The organism is Candidatus Pelagibacter communis (assembly GCF_001180105.1).
GTDB classification, from domain to species: Bacteria; Pseudomonadota; Alphaproteobacteria; order Pelagibacterales; family Pelagibacteraceae; genus Pelagibacter; species Pelagibacter ubique_K.
On sequence record NZ_CVSO01000003.1, the window covers coordinates 1 to 21853 of the forward strand.

A 21853-nucleotide genomic window follows, 5' to 3' on the forward strand; every position below is an offset into this window, starting at 1 on the left:
ATAGATTAGAAGATATTATAGCATTAGTCGCTTTATACAGACCAGGTCCTATGAGCAATATTCCTATTTATAATGATTGCAAACATGGAAAAAGAACACCAGACTATTTGCACCCAAAATTAGAAAACATTTTGAAATCAACATATGGTGTAATTATTTACCAAGAACAAGTTATGCAAATTGCACAAGTCTTATCAGGTTTCACTGCAGGTGAAGCAGATATTCTAAGACGTGCCATGGGAAAAAAGAAGAGAGCAGAGTTAGAAAAACAGAAAGCTAGATTTATAGATGGCGCATTTCAAAATGGTATTCCCAAAGATATTGCTGCAAGCATTTTTTTAAAAATTGAACCCTTTGCGGAATACGGTTTTAATAAAAGTCATGCTGCAGCTTATGCTATAATTGCTTATCAAACAGCATATTTAAAAACTCATTTTACCAATGAATTTTTTTCTGCATCAATGTCCATGGAAATGTCAAATCAAAAAAAATTAGGAGAATTCTATGAGGAGCTAAAAAGATTAAACATAAATATAATATCTCCTGATATAAATTTATGTAACAGTGATTTTTATTCTGACACAAAAAATTTTTATTATGCTTTAGGGGCATTAAAAAATGTTGGATATGAGGCTATTTCAAACATAGTTAAGGAAAGAGAAAAAAATGGTAAATTTAAATCCTTAAATGATTTTATAAATAGAGTTAATCCGAAAGATATAAACAAACTTCAAATGGAAGCTCTTACAAAAGCAGGTGCATTTGATAATATTTTTGAAGATAGAAAATCAATCTTTGAGTCAATACCTAATTTAATATCTAAATCAAAAAATATTTTTGAAAATAAGGCTTTAAATCAAATCGATCTATTTGCTAATACGGAAGAATCTAATAACATCGAAGTAATAGACAATCTTGGTGAATGGAGTTTTCAGGAAAAAATGGCAAAAGAATTTGAAACTGTTGGTTTTTTTATATCAGATCATCCCCTTAACCAATACCAAGATATATTTAAGGAATTTAACATTCTTTCTTATAAAAATCTTAATGAAAGTAAAGATATTAACGAGGGATCAGTTGCTGCAACTATTCTAAAAATTCAAGAAAAAAAAACACAAAAAGGAACATCATATGCAATAATTAAATTTTCTGATCAATCAAGCATATTTGAATTATTTGTTTTTTCTGACACGTTTGAACTAAATAGAAGTAAAATTAAAGAGGGAAATTCAGTAATTTTGACTATACAAAAAATTACCAAGCAAAATGAGCCTCAATCTATGAGGTTAAATGTTAAAAAGATAATTTCACTAGATGATCTTATTAATAAACCTATTAATTCAATAAGTTTTAAAGTTAGAAATGTTGATGAAGTCAACATACTATCCAAAATGTTGAAAAAGGGTGGAGATGTTGAGGTAAACATTAATATAGTATCAAGTGATAAAGCGTATAAAGTAAAACTTAAAGATAAGCGTTCAATCGATAGAAAAACTGTGAATCTTATAAAGAATCAAGGAATTTCAGCAACGATTCATTGATTTATCCCTTGCCTTTACCTCAAGAAATTTATAAAACGCTTTAAAAAATACGCACAAGGCTTTTGGTTAATAACCTCCGGTCCTTAAATGGAAATAGCTTTGGTGGTACAACCGGGAAAAATTATGAAGATACCTAACTTATCTATACAACAACTCTTAGAAGCAGGAGTACATCTAGGTCATAAAACTCTTAGATGGAATCCGAAAATGAAGAAATATATTTTTGGCAAAAGGGACTCTGTACATATAATTGATTTAACTCAAACTCTCGAGCTTACTAATAAAGCGCTAGAAAAAATTTATGAAACTATATCAAACAATGGAAAAATTTTGTTCATCTCAACAAAAAAACAAGCTTCAGAGGCTATTGCTGAATTGGCAAAATCTACCGATCAATATTTTGTAAACTATAGATGGTTAGGAGGAATGTTAACTAATTGGGGAACTATATCTAAATCAATAAAAAAACTTCAGAAAATTGAAAATGATTTAAATTCTGAAAACAGAGGTTTTACAAAAAAAGAACTTCTGAAGATGAGCATTCAAAGAGATAAACTTCAAAGATCACTTGGTGGAATATCTCAAATGAAAAAGGTTCCAGATTTAGTTTTTATCATTGATACTAATTATGAATCTCTTGCAATAAAAGAGTCAATCAAACTTAACATACCAATTATTGCTATTTTAGATACAAATTCAAATCCTGAGGGGATAGATTTTCCAATACCAGGAAACGATGATGCTAGACGATCAATAGATTTATATTGTAGTTTAATAAGAGAAACAATCGTAAATGCTAAAAAAGACTTGCCAACAGACTCTATTAAAAATAGTGATGAAAAAAAAGTTCCAGCAAAAATCAAACAATCTGATTTAAAAAAAAAATCAATTAATTAAATGAGTGATTTAGAGAGTGTAAAGAAGTTAAGAAACTCGACAGGGGCTGGTTTTAAGGATTGTAATCAGGCGCTAAAAGAATCAGGTGGTAACTTAGAAAAGGCAATTGAAATTTTAAGAATTAAAGGGGTGTCAAAAGCTTCTAAAAAAATGTCAAGAGAGGCCAATGAAGGTTTAGTATCTATTTTTGGTGACGAAAAAAAATCTTCAATTATTGAAATCAATTGTGAAACAGATTTTGTTGCAAAAAATGATGATTTTTTAAATTTTGTAGATGAAATAAGTGAATTAAATCACTCTGTGAACTCTGATCAAGATAAATTAAAAAACACAAAAATGAAAAATGGAAAGATTGTTTCAGAAAATTTAGTTTCTTTAATTTCAAAGATTGGAGAAAAAATTACCATCGGTAGGTCTAAAACTTTAGATAGTAATAATGGAAAAAATTATACTTACAATCATACTATAATAAGAAACAAACTATCAAAGCTTGCTGTAATTGTTAGTTTAGAAATGGACAAACAAACAAAAGAAATTGACAGTTTCGGTAAACAACTATCAATGCATATCGCAGCATCCAACCCATTGGTTATAGAAAGTCAAAATTTAAAAGATGAGATAATAGCCAAAGAGAAAGATATTATAGATAAAGAATTAAAGGAAACAGGCAAACCACAAGAAATTTTAGAAAAAATTGCTCAAGGTAAATTGAATAAGTTTAAAGATGAAAATAGTTTATTATCTCAATTTTGGGTTATGGACCCCAAAAAAAAAGTTAAAGACATTTTAAATGAATTTAGAAAAAGTAATATCAAAATAAAAGATTTTTATAGAATTAAAATCGGTGAATAATGTTTAAAGAGGAACTTTATAAACATAAAATGTCTAAAACTTTTGAAGTTTTTGAAAAAGAACTTTTATCTTTAAGGACTGGTAGAGCGAATTCGAGTATGTTGGATTTAATAAAAGTAGATGTGTATGGACAAAAAATGCCAATTAACCAATTAGCAACAATAACAACACCTGAGCCAAGAGTAATTAATATTCAAGTTTGGGACTCAAATAATGTAACACATGTCGATTCTGCTATTAAAAAGTCTGATTTAGGTCTTAATCCGCAAATTGATGGTCAATTAATTAGATTACCAATACCGAATCTTAGTGAAGAAAGAAGAGTAGAGATAAAGAAATTAACAAAATCAATGGGAGAAAAAAGCAAAGTCTCAATAAGAAATATTAGAAGAGAAGCTAACGATGAACTAAAAAAAATTTTAAAATCCAAAGATATTAGTGAAGATGATGAAAAAAAATTTGAAAAGATAATTCAGACCTATACCGATGATTTTATAAAAAAAGTCGATGAAAAAGTTGCGATTAAAGAAAAAGAAATAATGACGATATGAACCCAATTAAACATGTGGCCATAATTATGGATGGTAATGGTCGTTGGGGAGAAAAGAATAAGAAATCGAGAAATTTAGGACATAAAGAGGGATTAAAAACGGTAGAACTCGCAATGAAAGAGTGCATAAAGAATAAAATAAAATTTTTAACTTTATATGCTTTTTCAACAGAGAATTGGAAAAGACCTTTAAGTGAACGTAAATATTTATTTAGTTTATTAGAAACGTATTTAAGGGATAAATTGGAAACTTTAAATAAAGAACAAATAAAAATCAAAATATTTGGTAAATTGAATTTTTCTAAAAAACTTAATAAATTACTAAATTACGCTGAAAAAAAAACAAAAAATAATAAAAAACTTCAGGTGAATCTAGCTTTAAATTATGGTTCAAAAAGCGAGATTGTCTCAGCTATTAAAAAAATAGGTAAAAAGAAAACAATTAATATTTATAACATAGAAAAAAATTTATACAGTAGAAACATACCCGATCCTGAAATTCTTATTAGGACTGGAAATACCCATAGGTTAAGTAACTTTATGTTATGGCAAATCGCATATACAGAAATTTTTTTTGAGAAAAAACTATGGCCAGATTTTAAATCAGTTGACTTTAATAAAATCTTAAAAAAATTTAAAAAGATAAAAAGAAACTTTGGAGATATTTAATGAAAAAAGAATCTACACAAAGAATAATTTCATCTTTTTTTTTATTTATTTTATTGGGTATATGTCTGTCTAACGAATTATTTTTTATAAGTTTGATTTTTATTATATCAATTTTATGTTGGATTGAATGGATACAAATATGTAATAAAATTAAATGGAACAATCTTAAAATAAAAATTTTTAGTCTATTTTTTGCAATTTATTTGTTTTTTACAGTTGTAGTCTCTTATATCGTATATTCTTTTAACATTACTTTTTTCATTAGTATTTTAATGATTTGTATTTTTTCTGACATTGGAGGATACGTGTTTGGTAAAATTATTGGTGGAAAAAAACTTACAAAAATAAGCCCTAACAAAACAATATCAGGCAGTTTAGGTTCATTTATAATGTCATATATAATTTTTTATTTATATATTTATTTTTTCATGGACACTTTAATTTTAAGTGCAGGAATTATGAAAATTATATTTATACCTTTTGTATTTTCTTTTTTATGTCAATTAGGTGATTTATTTATCTCCTATTTTAAAAGGAAAGCAAAAATTAAGGATACAGGCAACCTAATACCAGGTCACGGGGGTATACTTGATAGATTAGATGGTATTATTTTTTCAATACCTCTTGGATTTATATTTCTATCTTTTATTTGAATATGAAAAAAATAATTGTTTTAGGTTCAACAGGTTCGATCGGAAGACAGACTTTAGATATCATAAAAAAAGATAAAAAAAATTTTAAAGTTTTGTTATTGTCTACCGATAAAAATTTAGATTTAATTTCAAAACAAATTAAAACTTTTAATGTTAAAAATATAATTGTTACAAATTATGAAAAGTTTATTCTATTAAAAAAAAAATTTAAAAATATTTCAGTTTTTAATGATTTCAAATGTATTAATAAAATTATTAAAAAAAAAGTAGATTACACTATGTGTGCTATATCTGGAATTAATGGTTTAAAACCAACTTTAAATATTATTAACAAGACGAAACGAATTGCTATAGCAAATAAAGAGTCAATTATTTGTGGCTGGAGTTTAATAAAAAAAGAATTAAAAAAAAATCATACAGAGTTTGTACCAGTGGACTCTGAACATTTTTCGATCTGGTCAGTAATAAAAGATTTAGATAAAAATGATATTGATAAGATATTTATTACTGCATCTGGGGGTCCTTTTTTAAAAAAAAAAATTCACAAAAATATAAAACCTATTGATGCAATTAAGCATCCAAATTGGAAAATGGGAAAAAAGATTTCAGTGGACTCTGCAACATTAATGAACAAAGTTTTTGAAGTTATTGAAGCAAAAAAAATTTTTGATCTTAATTACAATAATTTTGAAGTATTAATACACCCAAAATCATATGTGCATGCAATTATTAAATTAAAAAATGGTCTCATTAAAATTGTGGCACACGAAACAAATATGAAAATTCCAATTTTTAATTCTATATATAGTCACACCAAAAATAAAAAAATTTTGAAAACAAAAAAAATTGATTTTAATATTTTAAATTCACTTAATTTCCAAAAAGTGAATATAAAAAAATTTCCTTCAATTAAAATTTTAAAAATAATACCTTCTAATGAAAGTCTCTTTGAAAGTATCTTAGTTTCAATTAATGATCAATTAGTTGAACTTTTTCTTGATAAAAAAATTAATTTTAGTGATTTGATGACGAATTTAACAAGATACATAAATTTAAATGATTTCACAAAATTTAAGCGTCAAAAACCAAAAAATTTAGCTCAAATTGAAAGATTAAATCAGTTTGTAAGATTGAAAACTAGTTCTTTAAGTGTAATATCCAACAAAAAATGAAATTTTTTACTTCAACACTCCTGATTTTAAATCTATTTTTCTCATCTGCAATCGCAGATGTTATTAACAAAATAGAAGTAAAAAATAATAATAGAATTTCAGAACAAAGTATAATTACTTTTGGAGGTATAAAGTTAGGTTCAGATTATTCAGAAACTGACCTTAATAGAATTCTTTCAGAGTTATACGATACAAATTTTTTCTCAGATATTAAATTTAAAGTAGTAGATGACACTTTAATAGTAACTGTGAAAGAAAGAAAAATAATTCAAAAAATTATCTTAAATGGAGTTAAAGCAGAAAAAACAAAAAATCTTATTCTTAAAAACTTAAATCTAAAAGAAAAAAGTCCATATGAAGAATTTCTTGCAAAACAAGATGTAAAAAAAATTAAGACTTCATTATATCAATCTGGATATTATTTTTCAGAAGTTGAAGCTGTATTAAAGGTAAATAACAATGAAACAGTAGATATAATTTACAACCTTGATCTTGGAAAAAAAGCTCTTATCAAAAATATTATTTTTACAGGCGACAGATATTACAAGGATAAAAAATTAAGAAATATTATTGTTAGTGAAGAAAGTAAATTTTGGAAATTTGTTACAAATAAAAAGTTTCTTAACCCAGACCAAATAGAACTAGATAAAAGATTACTTGAAAGATTTTTTTTAAATAAAGGTTTTTATAAAGTAGAAGTTGAAAACTCTTCTGCTGTTTTTAATGATAGCCACTTTAATTTGATTTACAACATTAATGCTGGTAACATATATAGTATTGGTGAAACTGAACTAATTCTTCCCGATGACTTCGATAAAAATGATTTTAATGATGTTGAAAAGATTTTAAATAATCTCAAAGGAAAAAAATACTCTCTTAATAAAGTAAATAAAGTTGTTAAACAAATAGATAAAATCTCAGTATCTAGATTGTATGATTTTATAGATGCTACAATTGAAACTGAGATTTTAAACGATAACAAATTAAAACTCTCTTTTCAGGTTAAAGAAAGTGAAAAATTTTATGTAAATAAGATAAATATTCTTGGAAATAATATTACAGAGGAGAGGGTGATTAGAGATATGTTAGAAGTTGATGAAGGAGATCCATTTAATAAATTGCTTCACGCTAAATCCTTAAATAATATTAGGGCTAAAAATATTTTTAAGACAGTAGAAAGTGAAATTGTAGAAGGGGGAGAAGGTAATCAAAAAGATATTATTATAAGTGTTGAAGAGAAACCAACTGGTGAGATCTTATTAGGAGCAGGAGTTGGTTCTGAGGGTGGTACTGCAGCATTTTCTGTAAGTGAAAATAACTTTTTAGGAAAGGGTGTTAAGCTATCTACTTCATTGAGAGTAAGCGAGGAACGATTAAGGGGGAACTTTACTATAGATAATCCCAATTTTAACTATTCAGATAAATCTTTACAGACAGATATATTTATAACAGACACTGATAAAATGAATGATTTTGGTTACTCATCTACCGACGCTGGTTTTAGTCTTGGAACTGGTTATGAGCAATATGATAACTTATTTTTTAGACCATTTTTTAGAACTACTTATGAAACCTTAGAAACTAATAATTTAGCAAGTAAAAATCTAAAAAAACAAGAGGGTTCTTATTTCACTTCATTAGTGGGATATAAGCTAGACTATGACAAAAGAAATCAAAAATTTCAAACATCAGATGGTTTTAGAAGTGTTTTTACACAAAATATTCCTTTAGTTTCTGAAAGTAATACTTTATTAAATGGGTATCAAATTGACAGTTTCCATACAATTAGCGACATAACTACAAGCTTAGGATTGTACATGAGAGCAGTTAATGGATTATCTGATGATGTAAGAATATCAGAAAGACTTAACTTGCCGAGAAAAAGGTTAAGAGGATTTGAAGCGGGAAAAATCGGACCTGTTGATACAAAAGATTATATAGGGGGAAATTATTCTGCATCTCTGAACTTTCAAACAAACCTACCTATGATTATGCCTAGTTTTCAAAATATAGATTTTAATTATTTCATCGATGCAGGCAATGTTTGGGGTGTTGATTACTCAAATTCGATAGGTGACTCAAATCATATCCGATCTTCTACCGGCTTTGGAGTTGAATGGTTTTCACCAATAGGTCCATTTACATTTACGATTGCTGAACCTATCTCAAAAATAGATACTGATAAAACACAAAGTTTTCAATTTAATATAGGTACAACTTTTTAGAATTAATGATGAAGATATTAACAAGTATTTTATTACTTTTTCTAATTTCGTTGCCAGGGTATTCTAAAGAAAAAATTGTTTATCTTGATGTGGAAAAAATAATGCAAGAGTCAATTGCTGGAAAAGCAATTATTGCAAAAATTAAAAAAAAACGTGAGACATCAATAGCTTCGTTTAAAAAGAAAGAAAAAGATATTTTCGAAAAAGAAAAAAAACTTATATCTCAAAAAAATGTACTTAGTGAGGAAGAGTTTAAAAAAAAGATACAAGATTTAAGAGCTGATATTGCAAATTATCAAAAAGATAGAAGCAAAGCTTCAAATGATATAACACAAACTAGAGTCAAAGCATCAACAAATTTAATTAAAAAACTTGCTCCGATACTAGAAACATATTCTAAAGAAAATTCCATAAGAATAATTGTCCAAAAAAAACATATTGTGATGGGGTCAAAAGAAGATGATATAACCAAAGATATTTTAAATCTTGTAAACCAAAAAATTAAAAGTATTAAAATAGATTAATAAAATGTCAAATAGCTTAACAAAAGATCAAATTAAGCAACTTTTACCTCACAGAGAGCCAATGTTATTATTAGATCAGCTAGTAGATATCAAAAAATTACATTCCGCCACAGCTATTGTAAATGTTACAAAAGAAAGTTTTTTTGTTCAAGGACACTTTCCTGATCAGCCTGTTATGCCTGGAGTATTAATTGTAGAAGCTTTCGGGCAAGCTGCTGCAGCCCTAACGGCGGATGGTTTGGATAAGTCAACTTATGAGAATAAATTAGTATTTTTAATGAATATTGAAAAAGCTAGGTTTAGAAATCCAGTAATACCTAATTGTAAGCTGGAGCTAAAGATTGAAGCTATTAGATCTCATGGAAGAGTGTGGAAATATAAAGGTAATGCCTTTGTAAATAATCTAAAAATGGCTGATGCAATATGGTCTGCTACAATTGTTGATAAGAAATAATTAGCAACAAAACTTGATAAGTAATAATTACGAGTATTTGTTATTAACTATTTTATGACAAATCCTTTTTTTAAAAATTATGGACCTCTAGAACTTAAAGAAGTTTATAAAGTTTTAAAATTGAATAATGAAAATGATAATAAAAAAATAAAAATTTTTGATATAACTGATTTAAATTCTGCCTCCTCTAAAGATATTAGTTTTCTTCATTCAAATAAATATAAACCACAAGCATCAATTACAAAAGCTGCAGCCTGTATTACAACGAAAAACTTACAGGATTGTTTACCTAATAAATGTGAAAAAATAATTGTTGAGAATGTTTTGATAAGCACTGCTAAAGTGACAGAAATTTTATATCCTGACTCTGTCAACGACGATTTTGATAATTCTGTAAAAGAAATATCAAAAACTAAATTTAAAAATAAAGTAAAGTTTGGGAAAAATGTTCTTATCGGTTCTAAAGTAAAAATTGGGAAAAACTGTTTAATTGGTCATAATACTATTATAGAAAAAAATGTTATAATTGGAGATAACTGCTCAATTGGATCAAATACAATTATTAGAAATACTATTTTGAAAAATCATATTAAAGTTTTAGATGGTTGTGTACTGGGCAAAAAAGGATTTGGTTTCTTTCCAAATAATGGAAATAATTATAGATTCCCACAAATAGGAATAGTTGTAATTAATGATTATTCAGAAATTGGATGTGGATCAACAATTGATAGAGGTTCTATTTCAAATACAGTAATCGGCAAAAATACCTTTCTTGATAATCAAATACATATTGCCCATAACGTTAAGATTGGTGATAATTGTATAATTGCGGGCCAGGTTGGTTTTGCAGGATCTTCAATATTAGGTGATAATGTTATGATAGGTGGTCAAGCGGGCATTTCAGGACATCTTAAGATTGGCAACAATATAAAAATTGGTGGAGGTAGCGGGGTAATAAAAGATATCCCTGATAATAGTAGAGTTATGGGGTATCCAGCAAAAGATCTAAAAGAATTTATCAAAGATAACAAATAAAAGAGAAATTAAAAAATTTATGATCCACAAAACAGCAATTGTAGATAAAAAAGCTAAAATTTCAGCAAAAACTATAATAGGACCTTATAGTATCGTAGGCCCGAATGTTGAAATAGGCGAAGGTACAGAAATTCAATCTCATGTTAATATTAAAGGAAATACCACAATAGGCAACAACACAAAAATTTTTCCATTTGCCTCGGTTGGAACGGACCCTCAAGATTTAAAATATCAAGGAGAAGAAACGAAATTAGAAATAGGAAATAATAATATTATTAGAGAACATGTAACTATTAATACAGGAACAGAAGGAGGGGGCGGAATAACAAAAATAGGCAATAATAATCTTATTATGATAGGTGCCCACATTGCACACGATTGCATGGTTGGTAATAATGTGGTTATTGCAAATAGTGCAGCTATTGCCGGACATGCACAAGTTTCAGATGATGTAATAATTGGAGGAAATTGTGGTATTCAACAATTTACAAGAATAGGCAGAATGGCAATGATAGGTGGTATGTCAGGAGTTTCAAGAGATGTAATTCCATACGGATTATCATTTGGCAATAGAAACTATCTTGAAGGTATTAATTTAATTGGTTTAAGAAGAAAAAAAGTTTCAAATAAAGAAATTTTAGCCCTCTCAGAAGATTATAAAGAAATCTTTAAGACAAAGTCTTTACATGAAAATTTAGCAAAATTGAGCGAGTCTCTTAAGGTAAACACTTATGTAAGAGAGGTGATAGACTTTATTAACCATGATAAAAAAAGGCCAATTTGTACGCCATTAAGTAAATAAAATGATAGGTTTGTTCTTTGGAGACACTGATTTTCCAAAATTAATTTTAAAAAAAATAAAGAAAAATAAAAAAAAATATCTTATTTTAGATTTATCAAAGAAAAATATTTTCAAGAAAGATTTAAAGTCATTTAGAGTAAATATAGGACAGTTTGGATCAATTTTGAAATTGTTGAGAGAAAAGAAATGCAAAAAAGTAATATTTGCAGGTAAAATAGACAAACCAAATTTATCAAAATTAAAACTTGATATGACCGGAATTTACTATCTTCCAAAAATTATCACAGCTTATAAAAAAGGGGATGCTGCTATATTAAAAGAATTAATAAACATTTTAGCTTTAGAAAAAGTTAAGGTTATCAAATCTACATTTTTTACTCCAGAACTATCATTAAAGAAAGGCAACTATACTAAATACAAACCTTCAAAAGATGACTTAAATGATATTAAGAAAGGTGAAAATATTCTTAAAAAAACTAAAGCTTTTGACCATATTCAAGCAATTGTTGTAAGGGAAAATTCAGCTTTTAAAGAAACCTCAAAGGGTACTAAAAATTTAATTAAAAAAATTAATAAAACAAAAATCAAAAGAGGTGTATTAATTAAATATCCAAAAAAAAAACAAGATATGAGAGTTGATTTACCTACTATAGGTTTAGATACTTTAAAAGATTGTAAAAAAGCAGGTCTTAAAGGAATAGTGCTTAAAGATAAACAAAATATTTTTCTAGAAAAAAACAAATGCATTAACTTTGCCATTAAAAATAAGATGTTTATATTAATAAAATGAAAAAGGTCTTTATTTTAACAGGAGAAGCTTCAGGAGATAAATTAGCAACAACAGTAATTGAAAAAATTCAAAAAGGAAATAACGATCTTAAGTTTTTATCTGTTGGTGGATCAAATTTAGCAAGTTTGGGCATAAATTCGATTTTCAATATTGAACAGATTACTTACATGGGATTTACAAGTGTTTTATTTAATATTTTTAAAATAAAAAAAAAAATTGATTTCACTGTTAAAGAAATTATTAAATTTGACCCTGATATATTATTTAGTGTCGATAGCCCAGATTTTACTTTGCGAGTTGCTGAAAGAGTAAAAAAAATTAATGCTAATATTAAAACTATTCATTACGTTGCCCCTCAAGTATGGATTTGGAGAGAAGGTAGAGTAAAAAAATTCAAAAAATTTATAGATCATTTTCTATTATTGTTCGATTTTGAAAGAAAATATTTTGATAAAGAAAATATCCCAAACACATTTGTAGGGCATCCTTTATTAGAAAAAAATAAATCTAAAGTTGATATATCTCATATTTCTAGAGGAAAGAAAATAATTTCTATATTCCCAGGAAGTAGAATATCAGAGCTAAAAGCACTTTTACCAATTTTAATCGAATTCATAAAGCTAATGAACAAAAAATATAAAGATTTTGTTTTTGTGTTTCATTCAACATTAGAAAATATAAATTTTATTACTGAAAAATTAGAAAAATCAAATTTAGATAATTGTGATATTGTAGTAGATAAAGATATCAAGTCTGAAGTACTACTCAATTCAATTTTTGCTGTATCAAAATCAGGCACTGTTTCTTTGGAAATTTGTAATGCAAAAGTACCTTCAATTATTATTTATAAGATAAATTACGTTAATTACCTAATAATGAAGTCTCTCGTAAAAGTTAAGTTCGCTAATATTATAAATATAATAAATAAAAGAGAAGTTATTCCAGAACTCTTACAAAATGAGTGTAATGCTAAAGAAATTTATAAATCAACTGTATACTTCTTAAAAAATCCAAAATTTGCACAAAATCAAGTTGAAGAATGCTCAAAAACTCTTGATCAGATAAGACCTCTTAGTTCCTCTAGCGAGGAGGCCGCAAAAGTCTTAAATAAATATCTTATTTCCTAATCTTTTAAGAACTTCGTCTTTACCTAAAGAAACAATAATATCATAAATACCTGGTCCATATTTCGACCCTGTTAACGCAATTCTTAAGGGTTGACCAACACCTTTAAAATTTGTGTTATTAGTCTTTATCAATTCATTTATCAATGGCTCTAAACTTTCTCGGTCAAATTTTGATATATCTTTTATTTTACTCTTAAATTCAGCAATAATTCCTTTTGACGTACTATCTATCAATTTTAAATCCTCATCATTAAAATTAATTTCGTCAGAAAGTAAGTATTTTAAATTATTAAAAATATCCTCTAATGTTTTTGCTTTATTTTTAAGAAATATAAGAGATTTTTTTACTTGATCTTCTTTTTCAGGGAGTATTTTTTCTTTATAATTTTCACAAAATTCTTTTAATTGATCAAATAAATTATCTTCTTTCATATTCTTAATATAATATTCATTCATAGACAAAATACGGTTTAAATCTAATTTTGAGGGAGATTTGCCAATTCCTTCTAAATTAAAGTGTTTGATGCTTTCTTCCAAATTAAAAATCTCTTTATCTTGAAAAGACCACCCCAACCTTAACAAATAATTTCTCAAAGCTTCTGGCATTATTCCAATTTTTGAATAATCATCTAGTGTAGAATCTTTATCCCTTTTTGATAATTTTTTACCTTCTTTTGTATGAATTAAAGGTATATGGGCAAATTTTGGTAGATCCCAATTCATAGCCTCATATATTTGCATTTGCTTAAAAGTATTGATTTTATGGTCATCTCCTCTAATGATATGCGTTACATTCATTTCATGATCATCTACAGTCACTGATAGATTATATGTCGGTGTGCCATCATTCCTTAAAATAACAAAATCTTCAATTGTATTATTATCTATTTCAACATCTCCTTGTACCAAATCTTTTAATTTGGACTTACCATCTATCTTACTTTTAAACCTTATTACCGGTTTAATGTTTTTTGGAGCCTCATTTTCGTTTTTATCTCTCCATTTTCTGTCATAAATATATGGTATCTTTTTTTGTTTAGCTCTTTTCTTTTGTTCTTCAATTTCCTCATTTGAGCAATAACATTTATAAGCATTTCCTTTTTTTAAAAGTTCCGCTACAATTTTGACATGACCACTTATTTTGGTTGATTGTATGTACTCATCGCTATCATAATCTATACCAATCCATTTTAAGGACTGAATAATTTGATTTTGGTATTCTTTTTTTGATCTTTCTTTATCTGTATCTTCTATTCTTAGAAGAAAATCTCCACCCTTATTTTTTGCAAATAACCAATTGAATAAAGCAGTTCTTACCCCACCTATGTGAAGCGGCCCCGTAGGTGATGGAGCAAATCTTGTTGCTACTTTTGACATTAATAATGTTTAGACTATTTTTTTAGAAGTTTCTATATAAAGATACAAGAACACCCTGAACTTTTACTCTATCAGGACCAAAAATTTTAGTTTCGTAATTTCTATTTGCACTCTCAAGCGCTATAGTTTTACCTTTTCTTCTTATTCTTTTCAGCATTGCTTCGTGATCATCAATTAATGCAACCACAATTTTTCCATTTTCGGCAGTGTCAGCTTTTTTTACAATAACTGTATCACCATTATTTATTCCAGCTTCTATCATAGAGTCACCTTGAACTTTAAGACCAAAAAATTCTCCATTTTTCTCAATATTTGCTGGAAGGGGAATTCTACTCACTTCATTTTGAATAGCTTCAACTGGTGTGCCGGCTGCAATCTTCCCTAAAACTGGAATTTCGTTTTCATTGTCTGTCGTTTCATCAAGTCCTCCCTTAATTACACTTGGTGAAAACGAGTTATAAATATCATTTGCTGAAGCTGTTTCAGGTAATTTTACAACCTCTAATGCTCGTGCTTTATGAGCCAACCTTTTAATAAAACCTCTTTCTTCTAATGCGCTTATCAGTCTATGTATTCCTGACTTAGATTTGAGATTTAAAGAGCTTTTCATTTCTTCATAGGAAGGAGACACACCACTGCTTCTCAGCTTCTTATTGATGAACATTAATAAGTTTTTTTGTTTTTTAGTTAGCATAGAACAAATTACGTACATTTATGTTCTACAAAAGTTCTTATCAATTAACAATAGAAAAAAATAGAGGAAATTAGGGGCTTTTAAACGCTACAATACTGAAAAAATAGAATTATTGTCTAAATCTTTTAATAGTGATTCACCAATAAGAAAAGTTTTGATTGTGGTTTTGTTTGAGATTTCTAATAGTTCGTCTTTTGTTTTTATTCCACTTTCAGAAATTAAAGGCCCAGGATGAGTGACCAAAACTTCATGAATATCGTAAGTTGTATTTATTTCAGTCTTAAGAGTTTTAAGATTTCTATTATTTATTCCAATCAATGAATTTTTGAACTTTAATGCTCGCTTGGCTTCTTCCACAGTATGAACTTCGACAATAATTGACATATTTAATCTAAGTGCTTCTTCGTACAATTCATTTGCCACCTTATCAGTAACCCCAGCTAAAATAATTAATATTGCATCCGCTCCATAACTTTTGGCCAAAGATACTTGAAATTTATCGATAAAAAAATCTTTACAAAGAATTGGTAATTTTATTTTCTGCTTAATTTTGTTTATGTGAATTAAGTTTCCATAAAAAAAATCCTCTTCAGTTAAAACAGATAAGCATGTCGCCTTATTGTTATTATATGTACAGGCAATTTCCACAGGGTCATAATCTTTGATTATTATACCTGCTGACGGACTAGCTTTTTTAATTTCGGCAATAATAGAAAATTTATTTTCTTTGATATTATCCTCAATTTTTTCTTTAAAATTTACAAAAGTACTATTTGTTTTAATTAAATCATTCAAGGATTCTGATGTAATAGTTTTTTTGAGTTTTTCTATTTTCTCAGTTTTGTTTTTAATTATTTTTTCAAGAATGTTTTCAGGCATTTTGTATTTTTACTAAGTGTTTATATGGAGCCCCTGACTTTATAAAATCTCTTGCATAATTGTATGCCTGTTCATAATTTTCGTATTTTCCTGATACAATTAATCCTGCAGCAGCATTCAAGCATACTGCTTTTGAAAAATCATTATCTTCACCTTTAAAAATACCTAACATTTTATCAGCGTTAAATTTAGCATCTTGCCCTATAAGGTTTTCAAAATTATCAGCGTTTATTTTTAATTTTTTTGGGTCTATTGTAATTTCAGTAATCTCATTGTTTTTTAATTGCATCACGTTAGTTTTTGCATATGGTGATATTTCATCTAAACCATCATCACTGTTTACAATCCATGCAAACTTAATATCTAAACTTTTTAAAGCATTTGCAAATATCTCTAAAAGTGTTTTATCGAATACACCAATAACTTGTTTTTTTACTAATGCAGGGCTACTTAATGGTCCAATCATATTGAAAATTGTTCTTTTTCCAATTTTTTTTCTAGTTGGCCCAACAAATTTCATTGCGCTGTGGTAGTTCGGTGCAAACATGAAACCAAAATTGTTTTTACTTATTTGTTGTTCAATTTCATTTGAATCCAAATTAATATTTATATCGAGTGCCTCCAATACATCACCTGATCCACATTTTGATGAAACAGCTTTGTTACCGTGTTTTGCTACTTTAATATCCATACTAGCCAATAATAGAGCTGATGCGGTAGATATATTTAAAGTGTTCATACCATCTCCACCCGTACCACATGTATCAATACAATCTTCTACATTTACCCTTTTTGATTTTTCCCTTAATACGTAAACACCCCCAGCTATTTCATCAGAAGACTCACCTTTATTTGATAACATAGTTAAAAAATCAAATATCTCTTGATCATTAGCTTTTCCTTCCATTAATATTTTAAAAGCTTCTTTACTTTCTGAAAAAGTTAAATCTTGTTTTGCTCCTATTTTGTTAATGAATTGTTTCATTTGTTTTTAAATCTAATAAAGTTTTTTAAAATTTTTATTCCAAGTTTTGTTTTAATACTTTCAGGATGAAATTGCACCCCATGCACATTATGTTTTTTATGTTTAACCCCCATTATTAAATTGTCCGTTGTTTCTGCAGTGATTTCCAGCTCTTTTGACAGTGTTTTTTTGTCAATTATCAAACTGTGATATCTAGTTGCTTCAAAGTTTTTAGGTAAATTTTTAAGTATTCCGGTTTTTTTAGATATTATTCTACTTGTTTTTCCGTGCATCAATTTTTTTGCTTGAATTATTTTAGATCCAAAAACTTGACCTATTATTTGATGTCCGAGGCAAACTCCAAGAATAGGTAATTTGCTATGAAATTCTTTTACAATTTTCAAACAATTTCCAGATTGATTTGGGTTCCCTGGTCCTGGAGAAATAACAATTCTATCAAATCTTTTCTTGATAATTTCTGAGGAATTTATTTTATCATTTCTATAAACTTCTACTTTAGTTTTTAGAGCAGATAAGTAGTGGTACAAATTATATGTAAAACTATCGTAGTTATCAATAAGAAGTATTTTCATTTTTCTAAAGACTTTATTAAAGCTTTTGCTTTATTAATTGTTTCATTATATTCATTTATTGGCTTGCTATCCGCAACAATTCCAGCGCCTGCCTGAACATAAAATTTGTTACTTTTTGTTATTGCTGTTCTTAAAGCTATACAAGTATCGAAATCTCCGTTTGCAGAAAAGTAACCAATTCCTCCAGCGTAAATTTTTCTATTATTTTTTTCAAGTTCATCGATTATTTCCATCGCTCTTATTTTAGGTGCTCCCGAAACTGTGCCTGCTGGAAACCCAGCCATTAAGGCCTCAAATTTTGAGAATTTTTTATCATAGATACCCGTCACATTAGATACGATATGCATAACGTGTGAATATTTTTCAATTTTAAATTTTTCAGTAACTTTTATAGTATTAATCTTTGAAACTTTTCCAGCGTCATTTCTACCTAAGTCGAGAAGCATAAGATGTTCAGATAATTCTTTTTTATCATTGATTAGATCTTTTTTTAATAAATTATCCTCTTTATTATTTCTTCCTCTAGGTCTTGTTCCTGCAATTGGTCTTACAGTAATTACATTATTTCTTAATCTAACCAATATTTCTGGACTTGCTCCAATAATTTGAAAGTCATTAAAATTAAAGAAGAACATAAACGGTGAAGGATTAGTAACTCTTAATTTCTTATAAATTTCAATTGGTTTTTTTGTAAGTTTTGACTCAAATCTTTGGCTTAAAACAACCTGGAATATGTCACCTTTCTTTATATATTGTTTGGCTTTGTTTACAATTTGGAAAAACCTTTTTTTTGAAATGTTTGATTTAACGCTAAACTTTTTATTTGAGTTATCCTTTTGAAATTTAGAAACTTTTGAACCTATCAAAAGACTATTAATTTCATCTTGTATTTCAAAATACTTTTTTTTTAGGTTATTAATTTTAATATCAGAAAAAATATTTTTGATAAAAAAAATTTCCTTTTTAACATTGTCATGTATTATTAGAGTAGTAGGTCTAATCAATCTAATATCTGGTAGTTTAAGATCGTTAGTACAAGAATTTTTGATTTTTTCTATATATCTAATTGCATCATAAGAAAAGTATCCAGCTATCATACTACACATAGGCGGTAATGAAGATGGGATATTAAATTTAAAATCATCTATTATTTTACTTAATATAATCTTTGGATCACCTTTAATTATTTTTTTTCTTCCAGATATAATTGAAGAAACTCTTTTTTGATTAAACTCCCATATTTTATCTGGTTCTTTGCCAAAAATTGTGTATCTACCTTTTATTTTACCTTTTTCTACGGACTCAAAAATAAAACTATTCTTATCTACTAGAAAGTTATTAATCAAATTTTCAATCTCAAAAGAACTTTTGGATTTAATTTTATAGTATAAAACTTGATTTTTTTTTTGGTTATGTTTTTTTTTAAATTCTTTTAGACTTACATTTAATTTCATTTAAAATAGTTTCTTAATCTTTCGATTGTCCTTGAATAAATTTTTACATTATATTTTTTATTTAAGTATAAATCATAAGTAGAAAAAACATCACTCTTTAATTTTTCATGTGTTTTATTGTAATAAGTATCAAAATCTTTTTTTTTATTATCAATATTTTGTGTTTTAATCTTATCTATTTTGGCTAAGTATATTTTGCCTTTTTCATCAGAGGCTAATAGGAAACTTTTTTCAGGAAGTGAATAAATATACTCAATTGAATTGATTTCAAAAAAATTATTATCCTTAACGGAGTTTAACTGAATATTTTCAAATAAGGATTTATCACTACTAATATTTTCAAAATCAGCATCTGAAAATTTATTGACACTTATTTTATCAAAAATTTTTTTGTTATAATCAAATTTTTCTTTCTCAACTAATGATGTTAAAATAAAGTTTTTAAAATTTTTATCTGTTATTTCTGGAATTTTATTTTCGATATTCTTGATTTGAAATAGAAGAATATAGTCATTTTTATCCATAATCTGAATACCATTTTCAAATCTATTGTCATAGACCTCTTTAAAAGGATCATCATTATTAACAAGTGTATAATTTGTTTTTTTTTCAACATTAATATTTTCATAATCATTTAAAAGATTTTTGAGATCTGAAAAATTGGAGATATCATTTTCAATTTTATCAACTTCTGTGAAAAATGTTTCGCTATATTCATTTGCACCAACTAAGTTTTTAGGTGTTATTTTTACATAATCAAAATCTATAAAATCTCGTTGTAAACTGACACTATTATTTTCAATATAATTTGCGATTTCTGATTCAGAAAATTGACTCTTTTTTTTATAAAAATTATCAAGGTTAATAAATCTTAAGTCAATTTTACTATTTTCGTACTCATAAAATTTATTTATTTCAAATTTTGGCACTTTGATACCTCCATTTAAAAGAAAAAAAAGTTTTTTTTCTAATTCTCTATCTTTAAGTCTCTTTTCAAAATCTGAAGCATTTATATTGTTTTCAATTAAAAACTTCTCATATCTAATTCTATCAAATTTAGAATTTTGATCTAAAAAATTTTTATTTTTTTTTATAATTTTGACTAATTGTTTATCTGAAATTAATAAATCATAATGATCTATTTCTAATTCAATAAATTTTTTAGCTAGTAAATCACTTAATATTTCTTCTAAAATATTTTGATCTAAATTATTTCTTATCACCTCAGAACTAATACCCAGAGAACTAATATGATTAGTAAAATTTTTAGTTGAAATGTTATAATTGTCAATTTTAGCAATGTTATTTGTGTCCTTATTTTGAAAAACACTACCCATCCCAAAGAATACAAAAGGCAAGGCAACGATAAATACCACGACTGCTCCAAGTTTACTTTTCGAGAAATTTTTAAACTTATTTAACATTATATATGATTATTTATTGATCTATAAAAACAAATCTATAGATTAAAAAAGGAATTATGACAAACAAAATTATGTATTTCATTGCTAATTGGAAGATGTATGGAAATTTAAAATCATTAAATACATTGGATAAAGTTATTAGATTTTCAAAATCTAAAGAAATTAAGAAAGGAAGATTAATTTATTGTCCTCCATATACTTTAATTTCTTCCTTTTTGAAAAAGTTTGAAAATTGTTTAATAGATATAGGAGGTCAAAATTGTCATGAGAGTGAGGACTATGGCTCACATACAGGTTTCGTAAATTCAAAAATGCTTAAAAGCTCTGGTGCCAATTATGTAATTTTAGGTCATTCAGAAAATAGACAAAAAGGCGAAACTGACAAACTTATTAATCTCAAAATTAAAAGTGCTATTAAATCAAAATTAAAAGTTATTTTTTGTATTGGCGAAACTTTGTCTGAAAAAAAGAGAAAAAAAACAAAATCAATTTTATCAAAACAAATTAAACTTGGTTTAAAAAAGATAAAAAAAAAGTCTAATATATTTGTTGCTTATGAGCCAGTTTGGTCAATTGGCACTGGAAAAATTCCTAAAATAGATGAACTCGAGCAAACAGTTGAATTCATAAAAAAAAAATTTAAGGGTAAATTACCAAAAATTTTATACGGTGGATCTGTAAATCCTGAAAATATAAGAAATTTAAAAAAAATAACTAATCTTGATGGTTTTTTAATCGGTGGAGCTTCGCAAAACTCCAAAAAATTTATTGATATAGTAAAAAAAACGTATAATTAGTCCCCATGGAAAACATTTTGCTAACGATAAACATTGTCCTTGCTATTATTTTAGTAATTCTTGTTTTATTTCAAAAATCAGAGGGTGGCGCATTAGGAATTGGTGTATCACAAGAAAGTTATATGTTTTCCAAAACGGCAGGCAATTTTTTGACCAAAAGTACAGCTATTGTAGCAACATTATTTATAATTTGTAGTTTAGGACTGACTATCTTATCGAATCAAAAATTAAGTCCTGAAAAATCATTAATTGATACAGTGGACGAAAATTCAGATAAAGACGCTCCAAAAATACCTGATAACAACAATTAATTCTTTTATTTTTACAAAAAAAAGCTTATAACATACTTCCATGGCGCGATATATTTTTGTCACTGGCGG

22 protein-coding genes and 1 pseudogene are annotated in these 21853 nt (G+C 26.9%); 16 read left to right on the forward strand and 7 right to left on the reverse strand.

The window, feature by feature from the left end; all coding sequences use genetic code 11:
* The 14 genes and pseudogenes from AMN84_RS01205 to lpxB all read left to right on the forward strand — a co-directional run.
* Positions 1–1541, forward strand: a pseudogene (locus AMN84_RS01205) (DNA polymerase III subunit alpha); the annotation flags it as partial.
* 123 nt (positions 1542–1664) lie between these two features.
* Positions 1665–2438: a 30S ribosomal protein S2 gene (rpsB, locus tag AMN84_RS01210; RefSeq protein WP_075482733.1), complete on the forward strand. Its 774-nt coding sequence runs from the start codon at positions 1665–1667 to the stop codon at positions 2436–2438.
* Positions 2439–3290 carry a translation elongation factor Ts gene (tsf, locus tag AMN84_RS01215; protein ID WP_075482689.1) on the forward strand — a complete coding sequence of 284 codons (852 nt, stop codon included), beginning with the start codon at positions 2439–2441 and terminating at the stop codon, positions 3288–3290.
* Complete coding sequence (gene frr / locus AMN84_RS01220; RefSeq protein WP_075482691.1) at positions 3290–3841, forward strand: ribosome recycling factor; 552 nt, start codon at positions 3290–3292, stop codon at positions 3839–3841. The genes tsf and frr overlap by 1 nt, the downstream gene beginning before the upstream one ends.
* The gene (uppS, locus tag AMN84_RS01225) at positions 3838–4509 is read left to right on the forward strand and encodes a polyprenyl diphosphate synthase (protein WP_075482693.1); all 672 of its coding nucleotides are present in this window, start codon (positions 3838–3840) and stop codon (positions 4507–4509) included. Before frr ends, uppS begins: the two co-directional genes overlap by 4 nt.
* Positions 4509–5162, forward strand: coding sequence for a phosphatidate cytidylyltransferase (locus AMN84_RS01230; RefSeq protein ID WP_075482695.1), 654 nt, complete (start codon positions 4509–4511; stop codon positions 5160–5162). The genes uppS and AMN84_RS01230 overlap by 1 nt, the downstream gene beginning before the upstream one ends.
* A gap of 2 nt (positions 5163–5164) precedes the next feature.
* Complete coding sequence (locus tag AMN84_RS01235; RefSeq protein WP_075482697.1) at positions 5165–6334, forward strand: 1-deoxy-D-xylulose 5-phosphate reductoisomerase; 1170 nt, start codon at positions 5165–5167, stop codon at positions 6332–6334.
* Positions 6331–8559 carry an outer membrane protein assembly factor BamA gene (bamA, locus tag AMN84_RS01240; protein WP_075482699.1) on the forward strand — a complete coding sequence of 743 codons (2229 nt, stop codon included), beginning with the start codon at positions 6331–6333 and terminating at the stop codon, positions 8557–8559. Before AMN84_RS01235 ends, bamA begins: the two co-directional genes overlap by 4 nt.
* 5 nt (positions 8560–8564) lie before the next feature.
* Entirely contained in the window at positions 8565–9083 is a 519-nt protein-coding gene (locus AMN84_RS01245; protein ID WP_082254944.1) for an OmpH/Skp family outer membrane protein, read from the forward strand.
* 4 nt (positions 9084–9087) lie between these two features.
* The gene (gene fabZ, locus AMN84_RS01250; RefSeq protein ID WP_075482703.1) at positions 9088–9537 is read left to right on the forward strand and encodes a 3-hydroxyacyl-ACP dehydratase FabZ; all 450 of its coding nucleotides are present in this window, start codon (positions 9088–9090) and stop codon (positions 9535–9537) included.
* Positions 9538–9591: 54 nt separating this feature from the next.
* Positions 9592–10572 carry a UDP-3-O-(3-hydroxymyristoyl)glucosamine N-acyltransferase gene (lpxD, locus tag AMN84_RS01255; RefSeq protein WP_075482705.1) on the forward strand — a complete coding sequence of 327 codons (981 nt, stop codon included), beginning with the start codon at positions 9592–9594 and terminating at the stop codon, positions 10570–10572.
* Positions 10573–10591: 19 nt separating this feature from the next.
* Positions 10592–11374: an acyl-ACP--UDP-N-acetylglucosamine O-acyltransferase gene (gene lpxA, locus AMN84_RS01260; protein ID WP_075482708.1), complete on the forward strand. Its 783-nt coding sequence runs from the start codon at positions 10592–10594 to the stop codon at positions 11372–11374.
* 1 nt (position 11375) lies between these two features.
* A complete protein-coding gene (gene lpxI, locus AMN84_RS01265; protein WP_075482710.1) occupies positions 11376–12164 on the forward strand; it encodes a UDP-2,3-diacylglucosamine diphosphatase LpxI domain-containing protein in 789 nt (262 codons plus the stop codon).
* Entirely contained in the window at positions 12161–13291 is a 1131-nt protein-coding gene (gene lpxB, locus AMN84_RS01270; protein ID WP_075482712.1) for a lipid-A-disaccharide synthase, read from the forward strand. The genes lpxI and lpxB overlap by 4 nt, the downstream gene beginning before the upstream one ends.
* Here lpxB and gltX read toward each other — a convergent pair.
* The 7 genes from gltX to AMN84_RS01305 all read right to left on the reverse strand — a co-directional run bounded on the left by gltX (position 13268) and on the right by AMN84_RS01305 (position 20676).
* On the reverse strand, positions 13268–14668 hold the full coding sequence (gltX, locus tag AMN84_RS01275; RefSeq protein ID WP_075482714.1) for a glutamate--tRNA ligase: 1401 nt from the start codon (positions 14666–14668) through the stop codon (positions 13268–13270). The genes lpxB and gltX overlap by 24 nt on opposite strands.
* A gap of 22 nt (positions 14669–14690) precedes the next feature.
* Positions 14691–15362 carry a transcriptional repressor LexA gene (gene lexA, locus AMN84_RS01280; protein WP_075482716.1) on the reverse strand — a complete coding sequence of 224 codons (672 nt, stop codon included), beginning with the start codon at positions 15360–15362 and terminating at the stop codon, positions 14691–14693.
* 87 nt (positions 15363–15449) lie between these two features.
* The gene (locus tag AMN84_RS01285; protein ID WP_075482718.1) at positions 15450–16241 is read right to left on the reverse strand and encodes an indole-3-glycerol phosphate synthase TrpC; all 792 of its coding nucleotides are present in this window, start codon (positions 16239–16241) and stop codon (positions 15450–15452) included.
* On the reverse strand, positions 16234–17226 hold the full coding sequence (gene trpD / locus AMN84_RS01290) for an anthranilate phosphoribosyltransferase (protein WP_075482721.1): 993 nt from the start codon (positions 17224–17226) through the stop codon (positions 16234–16236). Before trpD ends, AMN84_RS01285 begins: the two co-directional genes overlap by 8 nt.
* The gene (locus tag AMN84_RS01295) at positions 17223–17798 is read right to left on the reverse strand and encodes an anthranilate synthase component II (RefSeq protein ID WP_075482723.1); all 576 of its coding nucleotides are present in this window, start codon (positions 17796–17798) and stop codon (positions 17223–17225) included. The genes trpD and AMN84_RS01295 overlap by 4 nt, the downstream gene beginning before the upstream one ends.
* Entirely contained in the window at positions 17795–19252 is a 1458-nt protein-coding gene (gene trpE / locus AMN84_RS01300) for an anthranilate synthase component I (RefSeq protein ID WP_075482725.1), read from the reverse strand. Before trpE ends, AMN84_RS01295 begins: the two co-directional genes overlap by 4 nt.
* On the reverse strand, positions 19249–20676 hold the full coding sequence (locus tag AMN84_RS01305; protein WP_075482727.1) for a SurA N-terminal domain-containing protein: 1428 nt from the start codon (positions 20674–20676) through the stop codon (positions 19249–19251). The genes trpE and AMN84_RS01305 overlap by 4 nt, the downstream gene beginning before the upstream one ends.
* Positions 20677–20732: 56 nt before the next feature.
* On the opposite strand from AMN84_RS01305, the gene AMN84_RS01310 reads away from it, so the two are divergent.
* Together AMN84_RS01310 and secG are read left to right on the forward strand one after the other, a co-directional pair.
* Positions 20733–21473 (forward strand): triose-phosphate isomerase, encoded by a 741-nt coding sequence (locus AMN84_RS01310; RefSeq protein ID WP_075482729.1) that lies wholly within the window; start codon positions 20733–20735, stop codon positions 21471–21473.
* 5 nt (positions 21474–21478) lie between these two features.
* Entirely contained in the window at positions 21479–21784 is a 306-nt protein-coding gene (secG, locus tag AMN84_RS01315) for a preprotein translocase subunit SecG (protein WP_075482731.1), read from the forward strand.
* Positions 21785–21853 lie beyond the last annotated feature (69 nt).